Raw genomic sequence first — 17,457 nt, 5'->3', positions numbered from 1 at the left:
GGGCTCGTGGCCGGGCCCGGGGCCGGCCACGACGAACAGCCGTTACGGAAGCCGCCAGTCGACCGGCTGGGCCCCCTGTTGCGTGAGCAGATCGTTCGCTCTGCTGAAGGGCCGCGAGCCGAAGAAGCCCCGGTCCGCCGATCGGGGCGAGGGATGCGCGGACTCGACGACCGGATACCGGCCGAGGTGCGAGCGCAAGCTGCGGGCATCGTTGCCCCAGAGGATCGACACGAGCGGCTTCTCGCGCGCCGCGAGGGCGCGAATCGCCTGCTCGGTCACCGCTTCCCAGCCCTTGCCCCGGTGCGCCCCCGACTGGCGGGGCGCCGTCGTGAGAACCCTGTTCAGGAGGAGGACTCCTTGCCGCGTCCAGGGCGTCAGATCCCCGTTGGAGGGCGTTGGCGTACCGACGTCGCGGCCCATCTCCAGGAAGATGTTCTCCAGGCTTCCCGGGACGTTTCGCACCTCGGGAGCCACCGCGAAGCTGAGCCCGATGGGCATCCCCGGGGTGGGATAGGGGTCCTGTCCGACGATCAGGACGCGGACGTCGTCGAAGGGCTGCTGGAACGCGCGGAGCACATTCGGGCCGGCGGGCAGGTATGTCCGGCCGGCCGCGATCTCGGCGCGGAGGAAGTCGCCCATAGCGCCGACACGTTCGGCTACGGGTTCGAGAGCCTTCGCCCATCCGGGTTCGACAAGCTCGTTCAAGGGTCGTGGTGCCATGACGGGTCAGCCTACTCAACCGCGTACAGGGGAAGCCCCCTTGCGGGGTGGCCACCCCCAAGGCGCTACCCTTCGTCATCCAGATCATCAAGCCACGCGAGCGGAGTCCGCAGCCGCTCGGCAGGAGCGAGGGGGGTACGTTGCATCCAGTGACCAGTGCGCTCACTCGCCGTCATCACGACAGGTCGGCCCCTCGTCCCGAATGCGCGCATCCGGAGCCCCGGAGCGCCGCGCCGGCCGGCCGGCGACGGCCGTGACGGCCGCACCCGTCGGGCCCGGCCCGGCGTCCGGCGCCTCCGCACGGCCCGGCCCCGCGGGGGAGTACGTCCTCGGCGTGGACTCGGGTGGTTCCGGACTGCGGGTGGCCCTGGGCACCGTGGGCTCGGACGAGCCTCTGGACACGGCGGTGTGTGCAGAGCCGGTGCGGACGGGGCCCTCCGGGATCGACGCCGCCCATCTGCTGGACCAACTGCTGCCGGCCGTCCGGGAGCTGCTCGGACGGCACGGCGACGGCGGGATCGCCGCAGCGGCGATCGGCGCGGCCGGTATGGGCACGCTCGGGGACCGGTTGCGGGCCGAGCTGCCCGCCGCCCTGGCGGACGCGCTCGGGGTGCACCGGCTGGCGCTCGCCGCCGACGCCGTGACCGCGTACGCCGGCGCGGTCGGCCAGCGGCCCGGCGCCGTGGTCGCGGCCGGCACCGGCCTGATCGCCCTGGGCACGGATCTGACGCGGTGGCGGCGGGCCGACGGCTGGGGCCATCTGCTGGGGGACAGCGGTGGCGGCGCCTGGATCGGCCGGGCCGGTCTCGACGCGGCGATGCGTGCCCACGACGGGCGGCGCGGCGGATCGCCGGCACTGCTCGCCCGGCTGGAGGCGGTGTTCGGCCCGGCGCCCGGACTCCCCGCACTGCTCTATCCGCGTACCGACCGGCCTGCCGTACTGGCCTCGTTCGCTCCCGAGGTGGCGGGCTGCGCGGCGCACGACCCCGTCGCCGAGGGCATCCTGCGCGACGCAGCCGGACATATCGCGGAGGCCGCCGCCGCCGTGTGCCCGAGCCGGGGAGCCGACGACGAGCCGTGCGAAGTGGCGCTGGCCGGTGGCCTGTTCCGGATGGGCGACCCGTTGCTCGTACCATTGCGCGAGGAGCTGGCCCGGCTGCTGCCGCACGCACAAGCGGTCCCCGGTTCGGGTGATCCGCTGATCGGCTCCCTGCGCATCGCGCGGGCCCTGGCCACCGGCGGTCTGCGCCTGCCGCACCATCCGACCCTGCTCAGCATTCCGTTGTCCGGATTGGACCAAGCGGCCGCCGCGGGGGTGACAGAGCAGGGCAGTTGACCGGTAAGCCGCCCATCGGATAAATACGGACAGACAACGCGCGACCGGACCCTCCCCGCGCAGCGGGGTACCCAAAACCAGTAGCATGCGGCGCCATGAGCACCCCCACTGGGCCCGCTTCCGGCCTGCCTGTACGAATGCCGCGACCTCGCCAGTCCGGACGGCACCGCCGCCCGGAGCCCGTGGTCGCACCTGAGGGCGCTGCCGCGCTCGTTCTCGCCGTTCCCGGTACCCCCTCTTCGGCCAGCCGCAGTCTGGCCGAAGAGGTCATCAGCATCGCCCGCTCCGAGCTGCCCGGCCTGAACGCCGTGATCGGCTACCTCGACGGCGACGATGCCGAGTTCCCGACTCTCGTCTCGGCTCTCGCGCACTGCGCCGCCGAGCGCACCGCGCGCTTCGAGCAGGCGACGGCCGCCGGCCGCGAGGTCGCTCCGCCCGAGGGTCCGGCCGCCGTGGTGGTGCCGCTGCTCGCGGGACCGGACAGCGCCCTCGTGCAGCGGATAGGCCAAGCGATCACGGACAGCCAGGCACCGGTCGAGCTGACCGATGTGCTCGGCCCGCACCCGCTTCTCGCCGAGGCGCTGCACGTACGGCTCTCCGAGGCGGGCCTCGCCCGCGCGGACCGGGCCAGGCTGTTCACGGTGGCCACAGCAGCCGACGGAATCGTGCTGGCCACGGTGGGCGGCGAGGAGGCCGTGCAGGCGGCCGGGATCACCGGCATGCTGCTGGCCGCGCGGCTCGCGGTGCCCGTGATGGCCGCCGCACTCGACGTCGAGGGTTCCGTCGCGTCGATCGCCACGCAGCTGAAGGACTCCGGCTCGCTCCAGCTGGCGGTCGCGCCGTACCTGGTGGGTCCCGAGGTGGCCGAGGGCCTGCTGGACTCCGCGGTCAAGGAAGCGGGCTGCGCGGCGGCCGAGCCGCTCGGCGCCTACCCGGCGATCGGCAAGCTGGTGATGTCGATGTACACGACGGCGCTCGGTATCGCTCCCCCGGTGGCCCAGGGGGCCCCGGCCCACTGATCCGTTCCGGGGTGCGTTCCGCGTCGCGCGGCGGGGCCCGGGGCCGGCTGTGACAGCCGGCCCCGGGCCCCATCCGCCCGAAGGGCCCGGGTGGCGCCCGTAACGGCTCGCCACCTGCGCGAACGGGCCACTCAGGCGAAGATCACACAGGAGGCCGCAGGAGCCTCCAGAGAGCCTTCCTGGACCGGGATGCCGGTCGCTCGGTCCACGGCGAACCAGGCGACGTTCCCGGACCGCTCGTTGGCCACGTACAGCCGTCGCCCGGTGGGGTCGAGGGCGAGGTCGCGCGGCCAGTGCCCGCCGCAGCTCACCGTGGTGACCAGGGACGCGTTCTCGCCCGAGGCGTCGAGGCCGAGCACCGAGATGCTGTCGTGCCCGCGGTTGGCCACCCAGAGGAAGCGGCCGTCGTGCGAGACGACGACCTCGGACGCGTAGCTCGCCGGGGCGCTGTCCCCGGTCGCCTCCGGCGGCAGTACGGGCGTCTCGCCGACCGTTTCGAGCACCCCGGCGGCGGCGTCCCACCGGCACACCGTGACCGTGGGTTCGAGCTCGTTGAGCACATAGGCGTGAGCGCCGCCGGGGTGGAAGGCGAGATGGCGCGGTCCGGTGCCGGGCCGCAGCGCCGTCTCTCCGTGCAGGCGCAGCGCTCCGGTGTCCGGGTCGAGCGCGCAGACCCGTACCGAATCGGTTCCGAGGTCGACGCTGAGCACCCAGTTCCCCGAGGGGTCGGGGAGTACCTGGTGGGCGTGCGGGCTCTCCTGCCGGGAGGCGTCCGGGCCGCCGCCCTCGTGCCGGAGCACACTGCTAGCGGCGCCGAGCGAACCGTCCTCACTCACGGGCAGGACAGTGACGCTGCCGGAGCCGTAGTTGGCGGTGAGCAGCCGGCCGCCCGCGAGGGCGAGGTGTGTGGGGCCGTCGCCATCCACCGGCCGCAGGGCGCCGATCGGCCTCGGTGTGTCCTGGGTGACGTCGAGGGCGGCGGCCGCTCCCGGCTCGGTCTCGCTGACCGCGTACAGGACCGCGCCGCCGGGCCCGCCGCCCCGGCCCAGCACGAGGTACGAGGGGTCGGGTACGGAGTCCGTAGCGCCGAGGACGGTGAGCGCCCCGGTCTCCCGGTCCACGGCGGCGGCGGTGATTCCCCGCCCGCCCGCCGAGGTGAACGACCCGATGAATGCCCGTCCGGCACCGTTGCTGCTGTCCACCGCACTGCCTCTCTCCGCCGACTGATCAGGACGGAGGGACCGTCGCGATCTTCCGCGGCGACGGTAGCAGTGCGACCGACTGGTCTGGACCAAAGGGTGCGGTATCAGGCTGCGGCGAGCGGGGCCGGCGGCCGGCCGTGCAGCGGCGTGGCCAGTTCCGCCAGCGCGCGCTCCAGGCCGTGCAGGTGGGCGAGGGCGGGTCCGGCTTCGGCGGTGTGCGCCGGGAGCCCGACGGCGAGCGGGGTGCGCGCCCGCCGCTCGGACGCCGTCAGCGCTTCCACCGCGCTCTCCACGCGCCAGCAGGCGGCGGCGAGCCGGGCGTCGTGCGAGGCCTCCGGATCGGCGGCGACGGAGGCCAGGCCGCGCACCTCGCGTGCGCAGTCGTCGAGCAGCGCGAGCACGTGCCGCGCCCGTCCCTTGCGGGCCCTCATCGGGTTGAGCGGATGCACCAGAGGGGCCAGCGACAGGCGGACCCGGCCGAGAATCGCCTCCAGTTCGGCGACGTGCCGGGGCGGGTCGGCGTCCTCGCTTCCCGCGAGCCGGGCGGCAGCCTGCGCCGTGCAGGTGTGAACACAGCGCAGCGCCCGCTCCACCCACGCCTCGGTCACCGAGTGGGTGGTCACCGGCAGCACGAACAGCACCGCGAGTACGGCACCGAGCGCCCCCGCGGCCGTCTCGGTGACCCGGAGCACGAGCAGCCCCGCGTCGAGCACGCCGAGCAGCCCGTACAGCATGCTCGCCATCACGGTCACGGCCAGCATCATCCAGGTGTAGGAGACGGCGGCGGTGTAGAAGATCCCGAACACGCCCAGTGCCACGACCACGGCGGCCGCGACCGGCTCATGGTGCAGCGGAACGGCCACGGCGAAGCCAAGCCCGATCCCGAGCACCGTCCCCAGCATTCGCCTGAACCCGCGTACGACGGTCTCGCCGCGCGAGGTCGTGGCCACGAACACCCACCACGTGGCGCCGACCGCCCAGTACCACCGCTGGTCGGAGAGCAGCTGCCCCACGGCGAGCGCGAACCCCGCGCCGAGCGTCGCCTGTACGGCCTGTCGCGTCGTGATCCGCCCCAGTCCCGTCGCTCCGGAGGGGAGTCCGACGGCAACGGGGGCGGCGATCCGGCGCTCGTAGCACCACGCACCGAACCGCACCACGGACGACGTGGCGAGCGACAGCAGCACGGCCGCGTACAGCTCGGGCAGCTGGGCGGGCACGGTGTGCAGGAACTGGGCGGCGAAATAGGCCATGAAGGCGAACACACCCAGTGAGTGCCCGCGCGGCCCCCACCGCCGTGCGTAGACCCCCGCCCCGACGACGGCGAGGAACGCCAGGTCCCGTGCGACGGGCACATCGTGCAGCACGGCGGCCAGGGTGAGGACCGGGAGGCCGACGACGGGGAGCAGCGCGGTCGTCGCCGCCTGCCCGCGCACCGTCGGGTCGGTCACCGTGAACAGGGCGAGCAGTGCGGCCAGGCCGCCGGTGATGGCCGCCACCAGCGAGTGCCCCGCCGCTCCGCACAGCGCGACGGCGAGCCCGATGCCGAGCACGGCCCTGGATGCGAAGCGCAGCCGTACCAGCCCCGGGTCCTGCGCGACGAACACCCTCTTCAGCAAGTTGCCCCGCCCCTTACGTACACAGATCGGTCCGGACATGAGAAAGGCGCCGCAGAGATCCCCGGGGGACCCGCAGCGCCGTCGCGGAACCATCTCAGCACCTATGAGGCTGTTGGTTCAACCGAGGCCGCTCCATGTATGCCAATGGCCCATCACAGCCGTTCCTCGCCAGCCACAGCGAGGCCATCGGCCCACCCCTCTATGCCATCGGTGCGCGAAGGACGGTCACCGGCCAGAGGGCCGCCATGTGACCGCCGACCCTTCCCAGGGACCGGCGACGGGGCCTTCAGGACGGTATGGACACGGCGAGTTGACATGACTACGCTCACCCTTGGTCTAGACCGCAGAACTCTCCGGACATCACCCCACATCTCCAGGAGCTACGTATGCGCAGAAAGATCACCTCCTTACTGGCCGGGCTCGGCCTCGCCGGTGCGGCACTGTTCGCCACCTCCGGCAGCGCCCAGAGCCACGGCTACACCGACTCCCCCATCAGCCGTCAGCAGCTCTGCGGGATCGGCACCGTCAAGCACTGCGGGCAGATCCAGTGGGAGCCCCCGAGCGTCGAGGGCCCCAAGGGCTTCCCCACCCGCGGACCCGCCGACGGCCACATCTGCTCGGGCGGCATCGGCCGGTTCTCCGAACTCGACGACCCACGGGGCGGTGCCTGGCCCGCCACCCAGGTCACCGCGGGGCAGAACTACACGTTCAACTGGCGGATCGAGGCCCGGCACGCCACGACCGACTTCCGGTACTACATCACCAAGGACGGCTACGACCCGGCCAAGCCGCTCACCCGGGCCGACCTGGAGCCGCAGCCGTTCCTCACCGTGCCCTTCGGCGGCAAGCTGCCCGGCTCGACCGTGAGCCACTCGGGCGTACTGCCGCAGAAGTCCGGCAAGCACCTCATCCTCGGCGTCTGGACGATCTCCGACACGGGGAACGCCTTCTACGCCTGCTCCGACGTGCAGTTCTGACGTCCCGCCGCCGCCTCGGCCACCGGCCGGTCCGGGGCGGCGGCCGGTGCGCCATTGGTACAGTCGCTGCCCCGACCGACGTACCAGGGAGAGGCCGGCCGACCATGGCGGTGGACGCGCTCGACACCCGTATCCTGCGGCTGCTCATCGAACAGCCGCACACCAGCGTGCGGGAGTACGCGCGGATCCTCTCCATCGCCCGCGGCACCCTCCAGGCCCGCCTCGACCGGCTGGAACGGGACGGCGTGATCACCGGCAGCGGACCGGTCCTCTCCCCCGCCGCGCTCGGCCACCCGGTGCTCGCCTTCGTGCACCTGGAGGTCACGCAGGGACATCTCGACGACGTGGGCGAGGCGCTCTCCGCCGTGCCCGAGATCGTCGAGGCCTTCTCCACCACGGGCGGCGGCGACCTGCTGACCCGGGTGGTGGCCCGGGACAACGGTCATCTGGAGGATGTGATCCAGCAGTTGATCCAGCTTCCGGGCGTGGTCAGGACCAGCACCGAGGTCGCTCTGCGGGAGCGGGTGGCGCACCGGCTGCTGCCCCTGGTGGAATCGGTGGGCCGGGCGGCCGCGAGTGGCACGGGATGATCAGCGGCTGACAGCATGGCCGCCATGAACTCGTCACACGCACAGCCCCCTTCGGTCCTCTTCGACCTGGACGGAACCCTCGTCGACAGCGAGCCGAACGCATACGAGTCGATACGGCGGCTGCTTGAGCGGTACGGAGTACCGGACTTCACCTGGGAGCAGAACGCCCGGTTCATCGGAATCAGCAATCCCGAGGCGCTGGCCGTGCTGCGTACCGAATACGGCATCGAGGCGTCCGTCGGCGAACTGGTGGCGGGTCAGGACGCCATCTATCTGGAGCTGGCGGCCCGCTCGACCGAGGCCTTTCCCGAGATGCGGAAGTTCGTGACTGCGCTGCACGCGCGCGGCGTCGCCATGGCGGTGGCCTCTGGTTCCTCGCGGGCCGCGATAGAGGCCGTGCTGAAGGGCACCGGCCTCGACGCGTACCTCACCGAGTACGTGTCCGCCGAGGAGGTCACGCGCGGGAAGCCGGCGCCGGATGTCTTCCTGGAAGCCGCCCGTCGCCTCGGCGTCCGGCCGGCCGGCTGTGTGGTGGTGGAGGACGCCCCGCCGGGCGCCGCCGCGGCTCGGGCGGCGGGCATGCGCTGCATCGCGGTCCCCTACGTCCGGGCGACGGCCGGTGACCCCGCGTTCGTGGCGGCGGACCTGCTCTTCCCCGGCGGTCAGGGCGAGTTCAGCGCGCAGGCCGCCTGTGAGTGGCTGTTCGCCTGATCCGTTCCGATGCCGCCCGACGGTCGTCCGGAGGCCGCGCGGCGGATATCCTGATCTTGCTGCGTGTCCCCCACCCCGTCAGTTCCCGATGAGGTCGCAGCCGCGGCAGTCGAAGCGGTCCTCGGCCCAAAACTCGAGATAGGTGTGCGCAGGTGCTGGTTGCTGGTCGGTACCGATTGATATCCGCCATCGGTCGTGGCGGGATGGGCGAGGTCTGGCGCGCCACGGACGAGGTCCTCGGCAGAGCCGTCGCCGTGAAGCTGCTGCTGGGTGAGCATGCGGACGAGTCGGCCACCGCCCGCTTCCGGCTGGAGGCCCAGACGGCGGCCCGGCTGAGCCATCCGCATCTGGTGGCCGTGTTCGACTTCGGGTCCTGGGAGGACCGGCTCTTCCTCGTGATGGAGCTCGTCGAGGGCCGGAGCCTGTCCGATCTGCTGCTGGCCCAGGAACGGCTGGAGCCCGAGCAGGTCGCCCGCATCGCGGGCCAGGCCGCCGCCGGACTGGCCGCCGCCCACCGGCAGGGCATCGTCCACCGGGACATCAAGCCCGGAAACCTGATGCTGGACGCGGAGGGCGCCGTCAAGATCGGCGACTTCGGCATCGCCCAGTTCGTCGACGATCCGTCCGCCGCGCTCACCACCACCGGCCACATCGTCGGCACGAGCCTCTACCTGGCTCCGGAGCGGGCGCTGGGCCGTACGGCGGACGCCGCCTCCGACATGTACTCGCTCGGCTGCGTGATCTACCAACTGCTGCTCGGCCAGCCGCCGTTCCGCTCCGACACCCCGACCGCCACCCTCTACCAGCACGTGGACACCCCGCCCGTGCCGCTGAGGCAGCGCGGGGTCGAGATGTCCGCCGCCTTCGACTCGTATCTGCTGGGGCTCCTCGCGAAGCAGCCCGAGGACCGGCCGACCGCCCAGCAGGTCGCCGACTGGTTCAGCGGCGAGGCCTGGCGCGGACAGGCGGAGCCGCTGCCGATGTACCGGCCCGCCCCGCCGCAGACGGCGGCCACGGCCTACCCGCCGGCGCACGCACCGTCCCCCCCGGCAACGCGCCGGCCCGCATCCGGGCCGGCGGCCGGCCGCGCCTCCGCTTCCGGCTCCGGTGAGGACTCCGGCGCTCCGACGACCTACCGGCTGCCCCAGGCTGCCGCCGGACACGGGCGGCGCGCGGCGGGCCGGTCGAGGAACACCCCGCGGCGCAGCACCCGTGAGGCGATAAGACGCCGCCCGAGAGTGGCCAGCGCCATCGCGGGCACGGTCGCCTTCCTCGCCGCCGTGTACCTGGGGATGAGCCTCTTCTCCCCCGACTCCAGTTCGGCCACCACCCCGGACGACGTCACCTCGACGAGTGGTGCGCAGTCACCGGCCCCCGACGACGACGGCCGGTAGGGCCTGTCCCGCCCTGATCCGCCGGACAGCCCCTGCTCCCGCCCGCTACCAGCGGCCGTGCACCGCCGCGCGGATCCTGCGGTCGTAGAGGTCACGTACCGCGTCGAGCGTCCGCTGCGGAAGCGGCTCCAGCGCCGCAGCCGAGGCGTTGGCGCGGGCCTGCTCCACCGAACGCGCGCCCGGGATCACGCTGGTGACGCCCGGCTGCTGGATGATCCAGCGCAACGCGGTCTGCGCCGGCGTCGCCCCCTGGGGAGCGAGCCCGGCGAATTCGGCCGCGGCGGCCACCCCGGTCGCGTAGTCGACTCCGGAGAAGGTCTCGCCCTGGTCGAACGCCTCGCCGTTCCGGTTGTACGTGCGGTGGTCCCCCGGCGCGAAGACGGTGTCCTTCGTGTACTTGCCGGAGAGCAGCCCGGAGGCGAGCGGCACCCGCGCGACGATGCCGACACCGGCGGCACGCGCGGCCGGGAGCACCTCGTCCAGCGGCTTGAGGCGGAACGGGTTGAGGATGATCTGAACGCTCGCGACGCCGGGGCGGGCGATGGCCGTCAGCGCCTCGGCGCAGGTCTCGACACTCACCCCGTAAGCGGCGATCCGCTCCTCCGCGACCAGGGTGTCGAGGGCGTCGTAGACCGCGTCCGAGGAGTAGACGGCGGTCGGCGGGCAGTGCAACTGCACCAGGTCCAGGGTGTCGACGCCCAGGTTGGACCGCGAGCGGTCGTTCCAGGCACGGAAGTTGTCAAGGACGTAGTTCTCCGGCACCTGGTCGGCGCGCCGGCCCATCTTGGTCGCGACGAGGACCCGCGCGTCCGGACGCTCCTTCAGATAGCGGCCGATGAGCTGTTCGCTGCGGCCGTCCCCGTACACGTCCGCGGTGTCGAAGAAGGTGACTCCGGACTCGACGGCCGCGTCGAGCACACCGAAGGCATCGGCCTCCCGCACCTCGCCCCAGTCCCCGCCGAGCTGCCATGTGCCCTGCCCGACGACCGATACGTCCCGTCCGGTCCTGCCCAGTTCGCGCTGCTCCATGAGGATCATGCTACGTCTGCGCGCCGGCCGGCCCCGGGCGCCCCGGGGCCGGCCGGCGGCGTGTCTCAGCCCGCGTCCCGACCGGGTCCGGAGAGGAGCCGCAGCTCGTCGTCGGTGAGCCGCAGGGCGGCCGCCGCCACGTTCTCGGTGAGGTGTCCGGGGTTGCCGGTGCCCGGGATGGCCAGTACGTGCGGGCCGCGCTGGAGCGTCCAGGCCAGCCGGATCTGGGCGGGCGAGGCGTCGTGGGCCCCGGCGACGGCCGACACCACCTCGCTCACGGCGGCCTCGGCGGCCCCGGCCTCGTGGCCCTCGCCGGCGATGGCGTAGAACGGCACGAAAGCGATGCCCCGCTCTCCGCACAGCCGGAGCACCTCGTCGGAGTCCGCGCGGCGGGAGGCTATGCCGTAGCGGTTCTGCACGCAGACGACCGGGGCGATGGGCAGGGCCTCGGCGATCTGGTCGGCCCCCACGTTGGAGAGCCCCAGGTGGCGGATGAGCCCTTCCTCGCGCAGTTCGGCCAGGGCGCCGAACCTGTCCGCGACGGAGGCGGGCCCGTTCATGCGGAGGTTCACCACGTCGAGGTGGTCGCGGCCGAGCTGGCGGAGGTTCTCCTCGACCTGGCCGCGCAGGTCCTCGGGCCGGGCCCAGTCCAGCCAGTCGCCGGAGGGCCCCCGGCCGGGGCCGACCTTGGTGGTGATGACCAGGTCGTCCGGGTACGGGCCGAGCGCCCGGTTGATGAGCTCGTTGGCGGAGCGCATCGGGGAGAAGTAGAAGGCCGCGGTGTCGATGTGGTTCACGCCGAGGTGCACGGCGCGGCGGAGCACGGCGATGGCGCGGTCCCGGTCGTGCGGGGTGCGGACGGTGGTGAGCGCCGCACCGTCCTGGGTCAGGCGCATGGCGCCGAAGCCCATCCGGTTGACGGTCAGGTCGCCCAGCCGCCAGGTCCCGGCGGCCGCTGCGGTGATTGTTCCCGAAGTCATGTCTGTCGTCTTCCTCGTGGGCGGCGGACCGGAGCCCACCACGTGACGGTACGTCAGGAGCACTTGCGCATTCGAGTAAGAGGTGGTACAGTAACGGTGGATATTTTCGTGGCAAGATCATTCAGTGCGGGTGCATAGTAAACCCCGCCCCGCGAATCTGTCCACTTCCTCGCGCGCTCCTCCCGCGCCCGATCGCCGGCGCACCCTCGGTCTCTCGCGCGAACCACGCGGTCAACCCCTCACCCCTCGCGGCGCGTTCACCGCACGGCCGCTGTGTACCGGCTGTGCGTTCGCTGTGCGATCCCACCAGGGTGACTTGACCAGACTTGCCAACTCCCCTTGCAGCGGCCCCAGTTCGTTGACCAGTGCATGGCGACGTGTGAGTGTTCGGTCGCTCGATCACGGACACCACCTGGGCGGACGGCCGACGGCAGCCGCGCGGGAGGGGCGTCTCCCCACGCCGCTGCCCGGGATCGAGCTCCCCACGAACCGAGGAGCCTCGATGAAACGCAGACCGATGACGGCCGGGACAACCCTGGCCGTCCTCGCCGCAATGCTGGTCGTCACGAACGGCCGGCCGGCTTCCGCCGAACCGTCTCCCCCGGCCCCCACCCCCCTCGCCGCCGCCGTGTCGGCCGCCGACCGGGCGGCCGCCAGCGGGCTCGACGCCCTGGCGAAGGGGCCCGAGGAGCGCTACGAGCGGCAGAACGTGACCCCCTGGGTCAACGGGCTCTACTCGGTCGCCTACCAGCGCACCTACCGAGGACTGCCGGTCGTCGGCGGGGACGCCGTCGTGGTGGCCGACTCCAAGGGGCGGGTCCGCGGCGCACAGTCGGCGGTCTCCCGGCGCATCAACGTCCCCACCACCGCGACCGTTTCGGCAGCGAGGGCCGAGAGCACCGCACGCGGGAAGCTGAAGTCGGTGGAGCGGGTGGACAGCCACCGGCTGGTCGTCCGGGCCACCGGACGGAAGTCCCGGCTGGCCTGGGAGACGGTGCTGACGGGCCGGACCGCGAAGGCGCCCAGCCATCTGCACGTCTTCGTCGACGCGGGCACCGGCGCGGTGCTCGACAGCTACGACGACGTCAAGGCCGGCACCGGCAACAGCCAGTGGAACGGCCCCTCCCCGCTGTCCATCAACACCACCTCCTCGGGCGGAAGTTACTCCCTCCGCGACCCCGGCAGGCCGGGCCTGAGCTGCGCCGACTACAGCACCGGCGGCGTCTTCACCAAGTCCTCCGACTCCTGGGGCACCGGCAGCGCCTCCAGCAAGGAGACCGGCTGCGTCGACGTCATGTGGGCGGCCCAGCACGAGTGGGACATGCTGCGCGACTGGCTGGGGCGCAACGGTCACGACGGCAACGGCCGCAGCTGGCCCGTCAAGGTCGGGCTGAACGACGTGAACGCCTACTGGGACGGCTCCACCGTCTCCATCGGCCACAACAACGCCAACCAGTGGATCGGCGCCATGGACGTCGTCGGCCACGAGTTCGGCCACGGCATCGACCAGTACACACCCGGCGGCGCCAACAACGAGTCCGGACTCGGTGAGGCCACCGGCGACATCATGGGCGCGCTCACCGAGGCGTACACCAACGAGCCGGCCCCGTACGACGACCCGGACTACACCGTCGGCGAGAAGATCAACCTCGTGGGCAACGGGCCGATCCGGATCATGTACAACCCGGGCCAGATCGGCGACCCGAACTGCTACAGCTCCTCCATACCCAGCACCGAGGAGCACGCGGCGGCCGGTCCGCTCAACCACTGATTCTACCTGCTGGCCGAGGGATCGAGCCCCGGCGGCAGCAAGCCGTCCAGCCCGACGTGCAACAGCTCATCGGTCACCGGGGTGGGCATCCAGAGCGCCGGAAAGGTCTTCTACGGCGGCATGCTGCTCAAGACCAGCGGCATGACGTACAAGCGCTACCGCACGGCCACGCTCACCTCGGCCAGAACGCTGGACGCCACCTGTGTGCTGTTCAACCGGACGAAGGCGGCCTGGGACGCCGTCAGCGTGCCCGCGCAGAGCGGTGACCCGACCTGCACCCCGAGCGGCAACAACGACTTCTCCATGTCGCTGGACCCGGCCACCGGCTCGGTGAAGCCCGGCAGCTCCGTGACAGCCACGGTCAGGACGACCGTCAGCTCCGGCAGCGCGCAGACGGTGAACCTGTCCGCGACCGGTCAGCCGAGCGGGGTGTCCGTCTCCTTCAGCCCGTCCGCCGTGCAGTCGGGCGCGACCTCGGCCATGACCGTCTCGACGACCTCGGCCGCGGCGCCCGGGACCTACACGCTCACCGTGAAGGGCGCCGGCACCCAGGAACACACCGCGCAGTACACGCTGACCATCAGCAACGGCGGCGGCACACCGGGCGGCACGCCGCCCGACATCAGCGTCGCCAATGTGCAGGCGCACCTCTCGCAGCTCAGTACCATCGCCTCGCAGAACGGCGGCAACCGCCGGGCCGGCAGCGCCGGGTACACCGCTTCGCTCGCCTATGTGAAGGGCAAGCTCCAGGCGGCCGGTTTCACCGTCAGCGAGCAGACCTGCGGCAGCTGCACCTACGCGGGCAAGAACCTCATCGCGGACTGGCCGGGCGGTCCGGCGGACAGGACCGTGATGTTCGGCGCCCACCTGGACAGCGTCAGCGCCGGACCCGGGATCAATGACAACGGCTCCGGCTCCGCCACCCTGCTGGAGAACGCGCTCGCGCTGGCCCAGCAGAACCCGACGATGACCAAGCACGTCCGCTTCGCCTGGTGGAACGGCGAGGAACAGGGCCTGCAGGGCTCCCAGTACTACGTCGGCCAGCTCACCGCCGCCCAGCGCACAGCCATCAGCGCGTACTACAACTTCGACATGATCGCCTCCACCAACGGCGGCTACTTCATCAACAACCTCAACTCGGCCGCCTCGGCCCCGATGAAGGAGTACTGGGCCTCGCTCGGCCTCGCCCCGGAGGAGAACGTCGAGGGCCAGGGGCGCTCCGACGACTACTCCTTCCAGCAGGGCGGGATCGCCACCTCGGGCTACGCGACCGGCGCGAGCGACACGAAGACCTCGGCCCAGGCCGCCAAGTGGGGCGGAACGGCAGGTCGTTCGTACGATCCGTGCTACCACCAGTCGTGTGACACCACCGCCAACATCAGCGCGACCGCGCTCGACCGCAGCGCCGACGGTGTCGCCTACACGGTGTGGAAGACGGCGGTCGGCACCACCGCACCGGCCGACGACTTCTCCGTCTCGGTGAACCCGGTGTCCGGCAACGTGCAGCCGGGCGCCTCGGCGACCGCGACCGTGTCCACGGCCACCACCAGCGGTTCCGGACAGAGCGTCCGCCTGACCGCCTCCGGCGCGCCGAACGGGGTCACCGTCTCCTTCGCCCCGGCGACCGTGCAGTCGGGATCGTCCTCGACGATGACCGTGTCGGCGGGGGCCCAGGCCACCGCAGGCACGTACACGCTCACGGTGACCGCGACGGGCACCGCCACCCACACCACCACCTACTCGCTGGTCGTCGGCGGTGGCGGCAACTGCCAGGCGCGGCAGGTCGTGGCCAACGGCGGCTTCGAGAACGGCACGGCGCCATGGACCCAGACGGACGGGGTCATCAACAACCGGACGTCGGAGAAGCCGGCGCACACGGGCGCCTACCAGGCCTGGTTCGGCGGCTGGGGCAGCACCCACAGTGACAGCGCCTCGCAGTCACTGACCGTCCCCGCAGGCTGCTCGACCTACAGGCTGTCGTTCTTCCTGCGCACCGACACCGACGAGTCGGCGGCCGACGCGAGCGCCTACGACACGTTCACCGTCAAGCTGGGGACGCGGACGCTGGCCACGTACTCGAATCTCGACGCGGGCAGCGGGTACGTCCAGCAGAGCTTCGACGTCGGCTCCGCCTCGGGACAGACGGTCACGCTGGGGTTCACCAGTAAGGAGGACGCCTACCTGCAGACCAGCTTCGTCGTGGACGACGTCGCGCTCGACGTGAGCTGATCCGGGATCGGGGGGCCGGGGCGGGGCGTGGACGACACGCCCCGCCCCCGGCGTTGCGGCGGGCCGCCCCGGTCCGGCGTTGCGAGGGACCGCGGCCCGGCGCCGGGCCGGCAGCGTTGGCCGGACGGCTCAGCGGACCACCGCGGCCAGTCTGCGGACGAAGTCCTCGGTCTCGGGGCGTCCGGCGCCACGGCCCGCCAGCCTGCCGTGCAGTCCGCGCAGTTCCTGGCCGAGCAGGGTCGACGGCGTCACCTCGGTGGTGTCGAGCACCGGAGCTGCCACGGCCTGGGCCGCCGACAGGTCGCCCGCGCAGGCGTGGGCGTCGGCCATCCGGGCCAGGAACAGCATCCGGGCCGAGAGCATGCCGGAAGGCAGCAGTCCGAGTGCGGTGCCGATCGCCCCGACCGCGCGCAGGGCGAACCGGCGGTCCCCGGTGGCCACCGCGAGATCGCGCAGCGCACCGGCCGCGCCCGACTCCACCCGCAGCCGCACCGAGGCCACGGAGAGCCAGGGGGCCTCCGTCTCGTCCCGCTCCTCGACACGGTCCAGCTGGGACCAGGCACGGTCGATGTGCCTCAGGGTCCGCACGGCGTCCCCCCGGACCGCGTGTCCGCGTGCCTGGTACAGGTCGCTCAGGGCCCCCGCCCAGGGCCGGCCCGCCGCGGCCTGTCCGATGGCTCCGCCGTACGCCAGCGCCGACGGCCCGTCGCCCTCCAGCCGGGCCAGGGTGCTCATGTCGCTCAGCGCGGCGACCTCGGTCCCCACATGACCGGCCATCGCGGACCAGAGCAGCGAGCGGTCGAGCCAGGCCATCGCGGTGCCGTTGCGTCCCCACAGCAGCCGCAGACAGCCGGCCGACTGCGCGTACTCGGCTGCCAGTGGGGCGAGTTGCTGCTGGTAGGGGGCCGAGGGCAGCACCATCCACCGCAGCATCGCGTGCAGTGTGCGCTCGACGACCGCGGTCGCTCCCGGCCAGCCGCGCTCCTCGTCGGCGCGCAGGCAGACGGCCAGCAGTGCGGTCAGCGCGTGCATGGTCTCGGTGTCCAGCGCGGGGCGGGAAGAGGCATCCGGGCCCAAGGCGCAGAAGGCGGAGTGCAGTTCGGCGACATCGACCAGCGCGGGTACGGCGCAGCCGTTCCGGCCGTGCACCGGGCAGGCCAGACCGTAGGCCGGCAGGCGGGTGGGCAGCGCGGTTCCCGGTGGCAGCATCGAGAGGAGCGCGCCGCCGGCGGGCTCGCCGGGCAGCGGCCCCCGGCGGACCGGGGCGGCCGGGGGCGGACCGCCGGGCGTCCCGCCCGTGGCCGACGCGGCCTCCCGCGCCTCGGCCGCCTCGCAGGCGGCCAGCAGGTCGCCGCCCGCCATCAGCAGGTCGTCCAGCCTGCGTGCCAGGGGAAGCGGCGTCCGGCGGCTGCCGTGTTCGAGTTTGCTGATGGCGGTGTGGTCGTAGCCGACGCGGGCACCCACCTGAGCCTGCGTCAGCCCGGCCCGCCGCCGCCACTGGCGCAGCCGGAGCCCGAAGGATCTCCAGGCCTCCGCGCCACCGGGCCCGGCCGGCGCCGAGCCCGTCCCCCCGCTCACCGCAACCACCATCGCGCCTGGTCAAGGGCGCCGCGCGTGCCATGCTCACGGCTCATGCCCCGGAGGATAGCGAGCACTCACGCCCGCTGTCCCCGGGTCGTCGGCAAGATGTCCGGTAACAGGCGCGGTGGCCTCCGGTGCGCAGATCCTCCGCCCCGCCCCATGCGCCTCGGGGCCGCGCCGCGTTGCGGTGGCAACGGCGCGCGCTGCTTCAGTCACTCCATGTGTACGCACCATCATCATCTGAATCGACGCTGCGTCAGATCTGCGGCGCCGAAGCCGCGAAGGCGTGCCGAACCTGGTCA

The 17,457-nt window shown here is 72.5% G+C and carries 12 protein-coding genes and 1 pseudogene; 7 read left to right on the top strand and 6 right to left on the bottom strand.

The window, feature by feature from the left end:
* Window positions 1-42: 42 nt before the first annotated feature.
* Window positions 43-720: a uracil-DNA glycosylase gene (locus tag EDD93_RS30360; protein ID WP_123528682.1), complete on the bottom strand. Its 678-nt coding sequence runs from the start codon at window positions 718-720 to the stop codon at window positions 43-45.
* A gap of 202 nt (window positions 721-922) precedes the next feature.
* Between EDD93_RS30360 and EDD93_RS30355 the strand changes: the two genes are divergently transcribed.
* On the top strand, window positions 923-2,056 hold the full coding sequence (locus tag EDD93_RS30355; RefSeq protein WP_123528681.1) for an N-acetylglucosamine kinase: 1,134 nt from the start codon (window positions 923-925) through the stop codon (window positions 2,054-2,056).
* Window positions 2,057-2,151: 95 nt separating this feature from the next.
* Window positions 2,152-3,075, top strand: a complete 924-nt coding sequence (locus EDD93_RS30350) for a sirohydrochlorin chelatase (protein WP_123528680.1) — start codon at window positions 2,152-2,154, stop codon at window positions 3,073-3,075.
* A gap of 131 nt (window positions 3,076-3,206) precedes the next feature.
* Here the strand turns inward: EDD93_RS30350 and EDD93_RS30345 are convergent, their stop codons facing one another.
* Window positions 3,207-4,277, bottom strand: coding sequence for a lactonase family protein (locus tag EDD93_RS30345; protein WP_123528679.1), 1,071 nt, complete (start codon window positions 4,275-4,277; stop codon window positions 3,207-3,209).
* A 104-nt stretch (window positions 4,278-4,381) separates the two neighbouring features.
* Window positions 4,382-5,893, bottom strand: a complete 1,512-nt coding sequence (locus EDD93_RS30340) for an FUSC family protein (RefSeq protein WP_123529446.1) — start codon at window positions 5,891-5,893, stop codon at window positions 4,382-4,384.
* A 386-nt stretch (window positions 5,894-6,279) separates the two neighbouring features.
* Between EDD93_RS30340 and EDD93_RS30335 the strand changes: the two genes are divergently transcribed.
* From EDD93_RS30335 to EDD93_RS30320, 4 genes are all read left to right on the top strand, one after another.
* Entirely contained in the window at window positions 6,280-6,870 is a 591-nt protein-coding gene (locus EDD93_RS30335) for a lytic polysaccharide monooxygenase (protein WP_123528678.1), read from the top strand.
* A gap of 104 nt (window positions 6,871-6,974) precedes the next feature.
* Window positions 6,975-7,460 carry an Lrp/AsnC family transcriptional regulator gene (locus tag EDD93_RS30330; protein ID WP_123528677.1) on the top strand — a complete coding sequence of 162 codons (486 nt, stop codon included), beginning with the start codon at window positions 6,975-6,977 and terminating at the stop codon, window positions 7,458-7,460.
* Between the two features lie 24 nt (window positions 7,461-7,484).
* Entirely contained in the window at window positions 7,485-8,171 is a 687-nt protein-coding gene (locus EDD93_RS30325) for an HAD family phosphatase (RefSeq protein WP_123529444.1), read from the top strand.
* A 203-nt stretch (window positions 8,172-8,374) separates the two neighbouring features.
* On the top strand, window positions 8,375-9,565 hold the full coding sequence (locus EDD93_RS30320) for a serine/threonine-protein kinase (protein WP_398905579.1): 1,191 nt from the start codon (window positions 8,375-8,377) through the stop codon (window positions 9,563-9,565).
* 45 nt (window positions 9,566-9,610) lie between these two features.
* Here EDD93_RS30320 and EDD93_RS30315 read toward each other — a convergent pair whose 3' ends face one another.
* On the bottom strand, window positions 9,611-10,603 hold the full coding sequence (locus tag EDD93_RS30315; protein ID WP_123528675.1) for an aldo/keto reductase: 993 nt from the start codon (window positions 10,601-10,603) through the stop codon (window positions 9,611-9,613).
* 56 nt (window positions 10,604-10,659) lie between these two features.
* Entirely contained in the window at window positions 10,660-11,574 is a 915-nt protein-coding gene (locus EDD93_RS30310; protein ID WP_123528674.1) for an oxidoreductase, read from the bottom strand.
* Between the two features lie 517 nt (window positions 11,575-12,091).
* On the opposite strand from EDD93_RS30310, the pseudogene EDD93_RS40730 reads away from it, so the two are divergent.
* A pseudogene (locus EDD93_RS40730) lies at window positions 12,092-15,574 on the top strand (M28 family peptidase).
* A 129-nt stretch (window positions 15,575-15,703) separates the two neighbouring features.
* Here the strand turns inward: EDD93_RS40730 and EDD93_RS30300 are convergent.
* Entirely contained in the window at window positions 15,704-17,152 is a 1,449-nt protein-coding gene (locus EDD93_RS30300) for a helix-turn-helix domain-containing protein (RefSeq protein WP_260255998.1), read from the bottom strand.
* Window positions 17,153-17,457: the final 305 nt, after the last annotated feature.

Source organism: Streptomyces sp. 840.1, assembly GCF_003751445.1.
Taxonomy (GTDB): domain Bacteria; phylum Actinomycetota; class Actinomycetes; order Streptomycetales; family Streptomycetaceae; genus Streptomyces.
The sequence above is the reverse complement of the archived record's forward strand: the minus strand, read 5'-3'. Positions and strand labels throughout refer to the sequence as shown.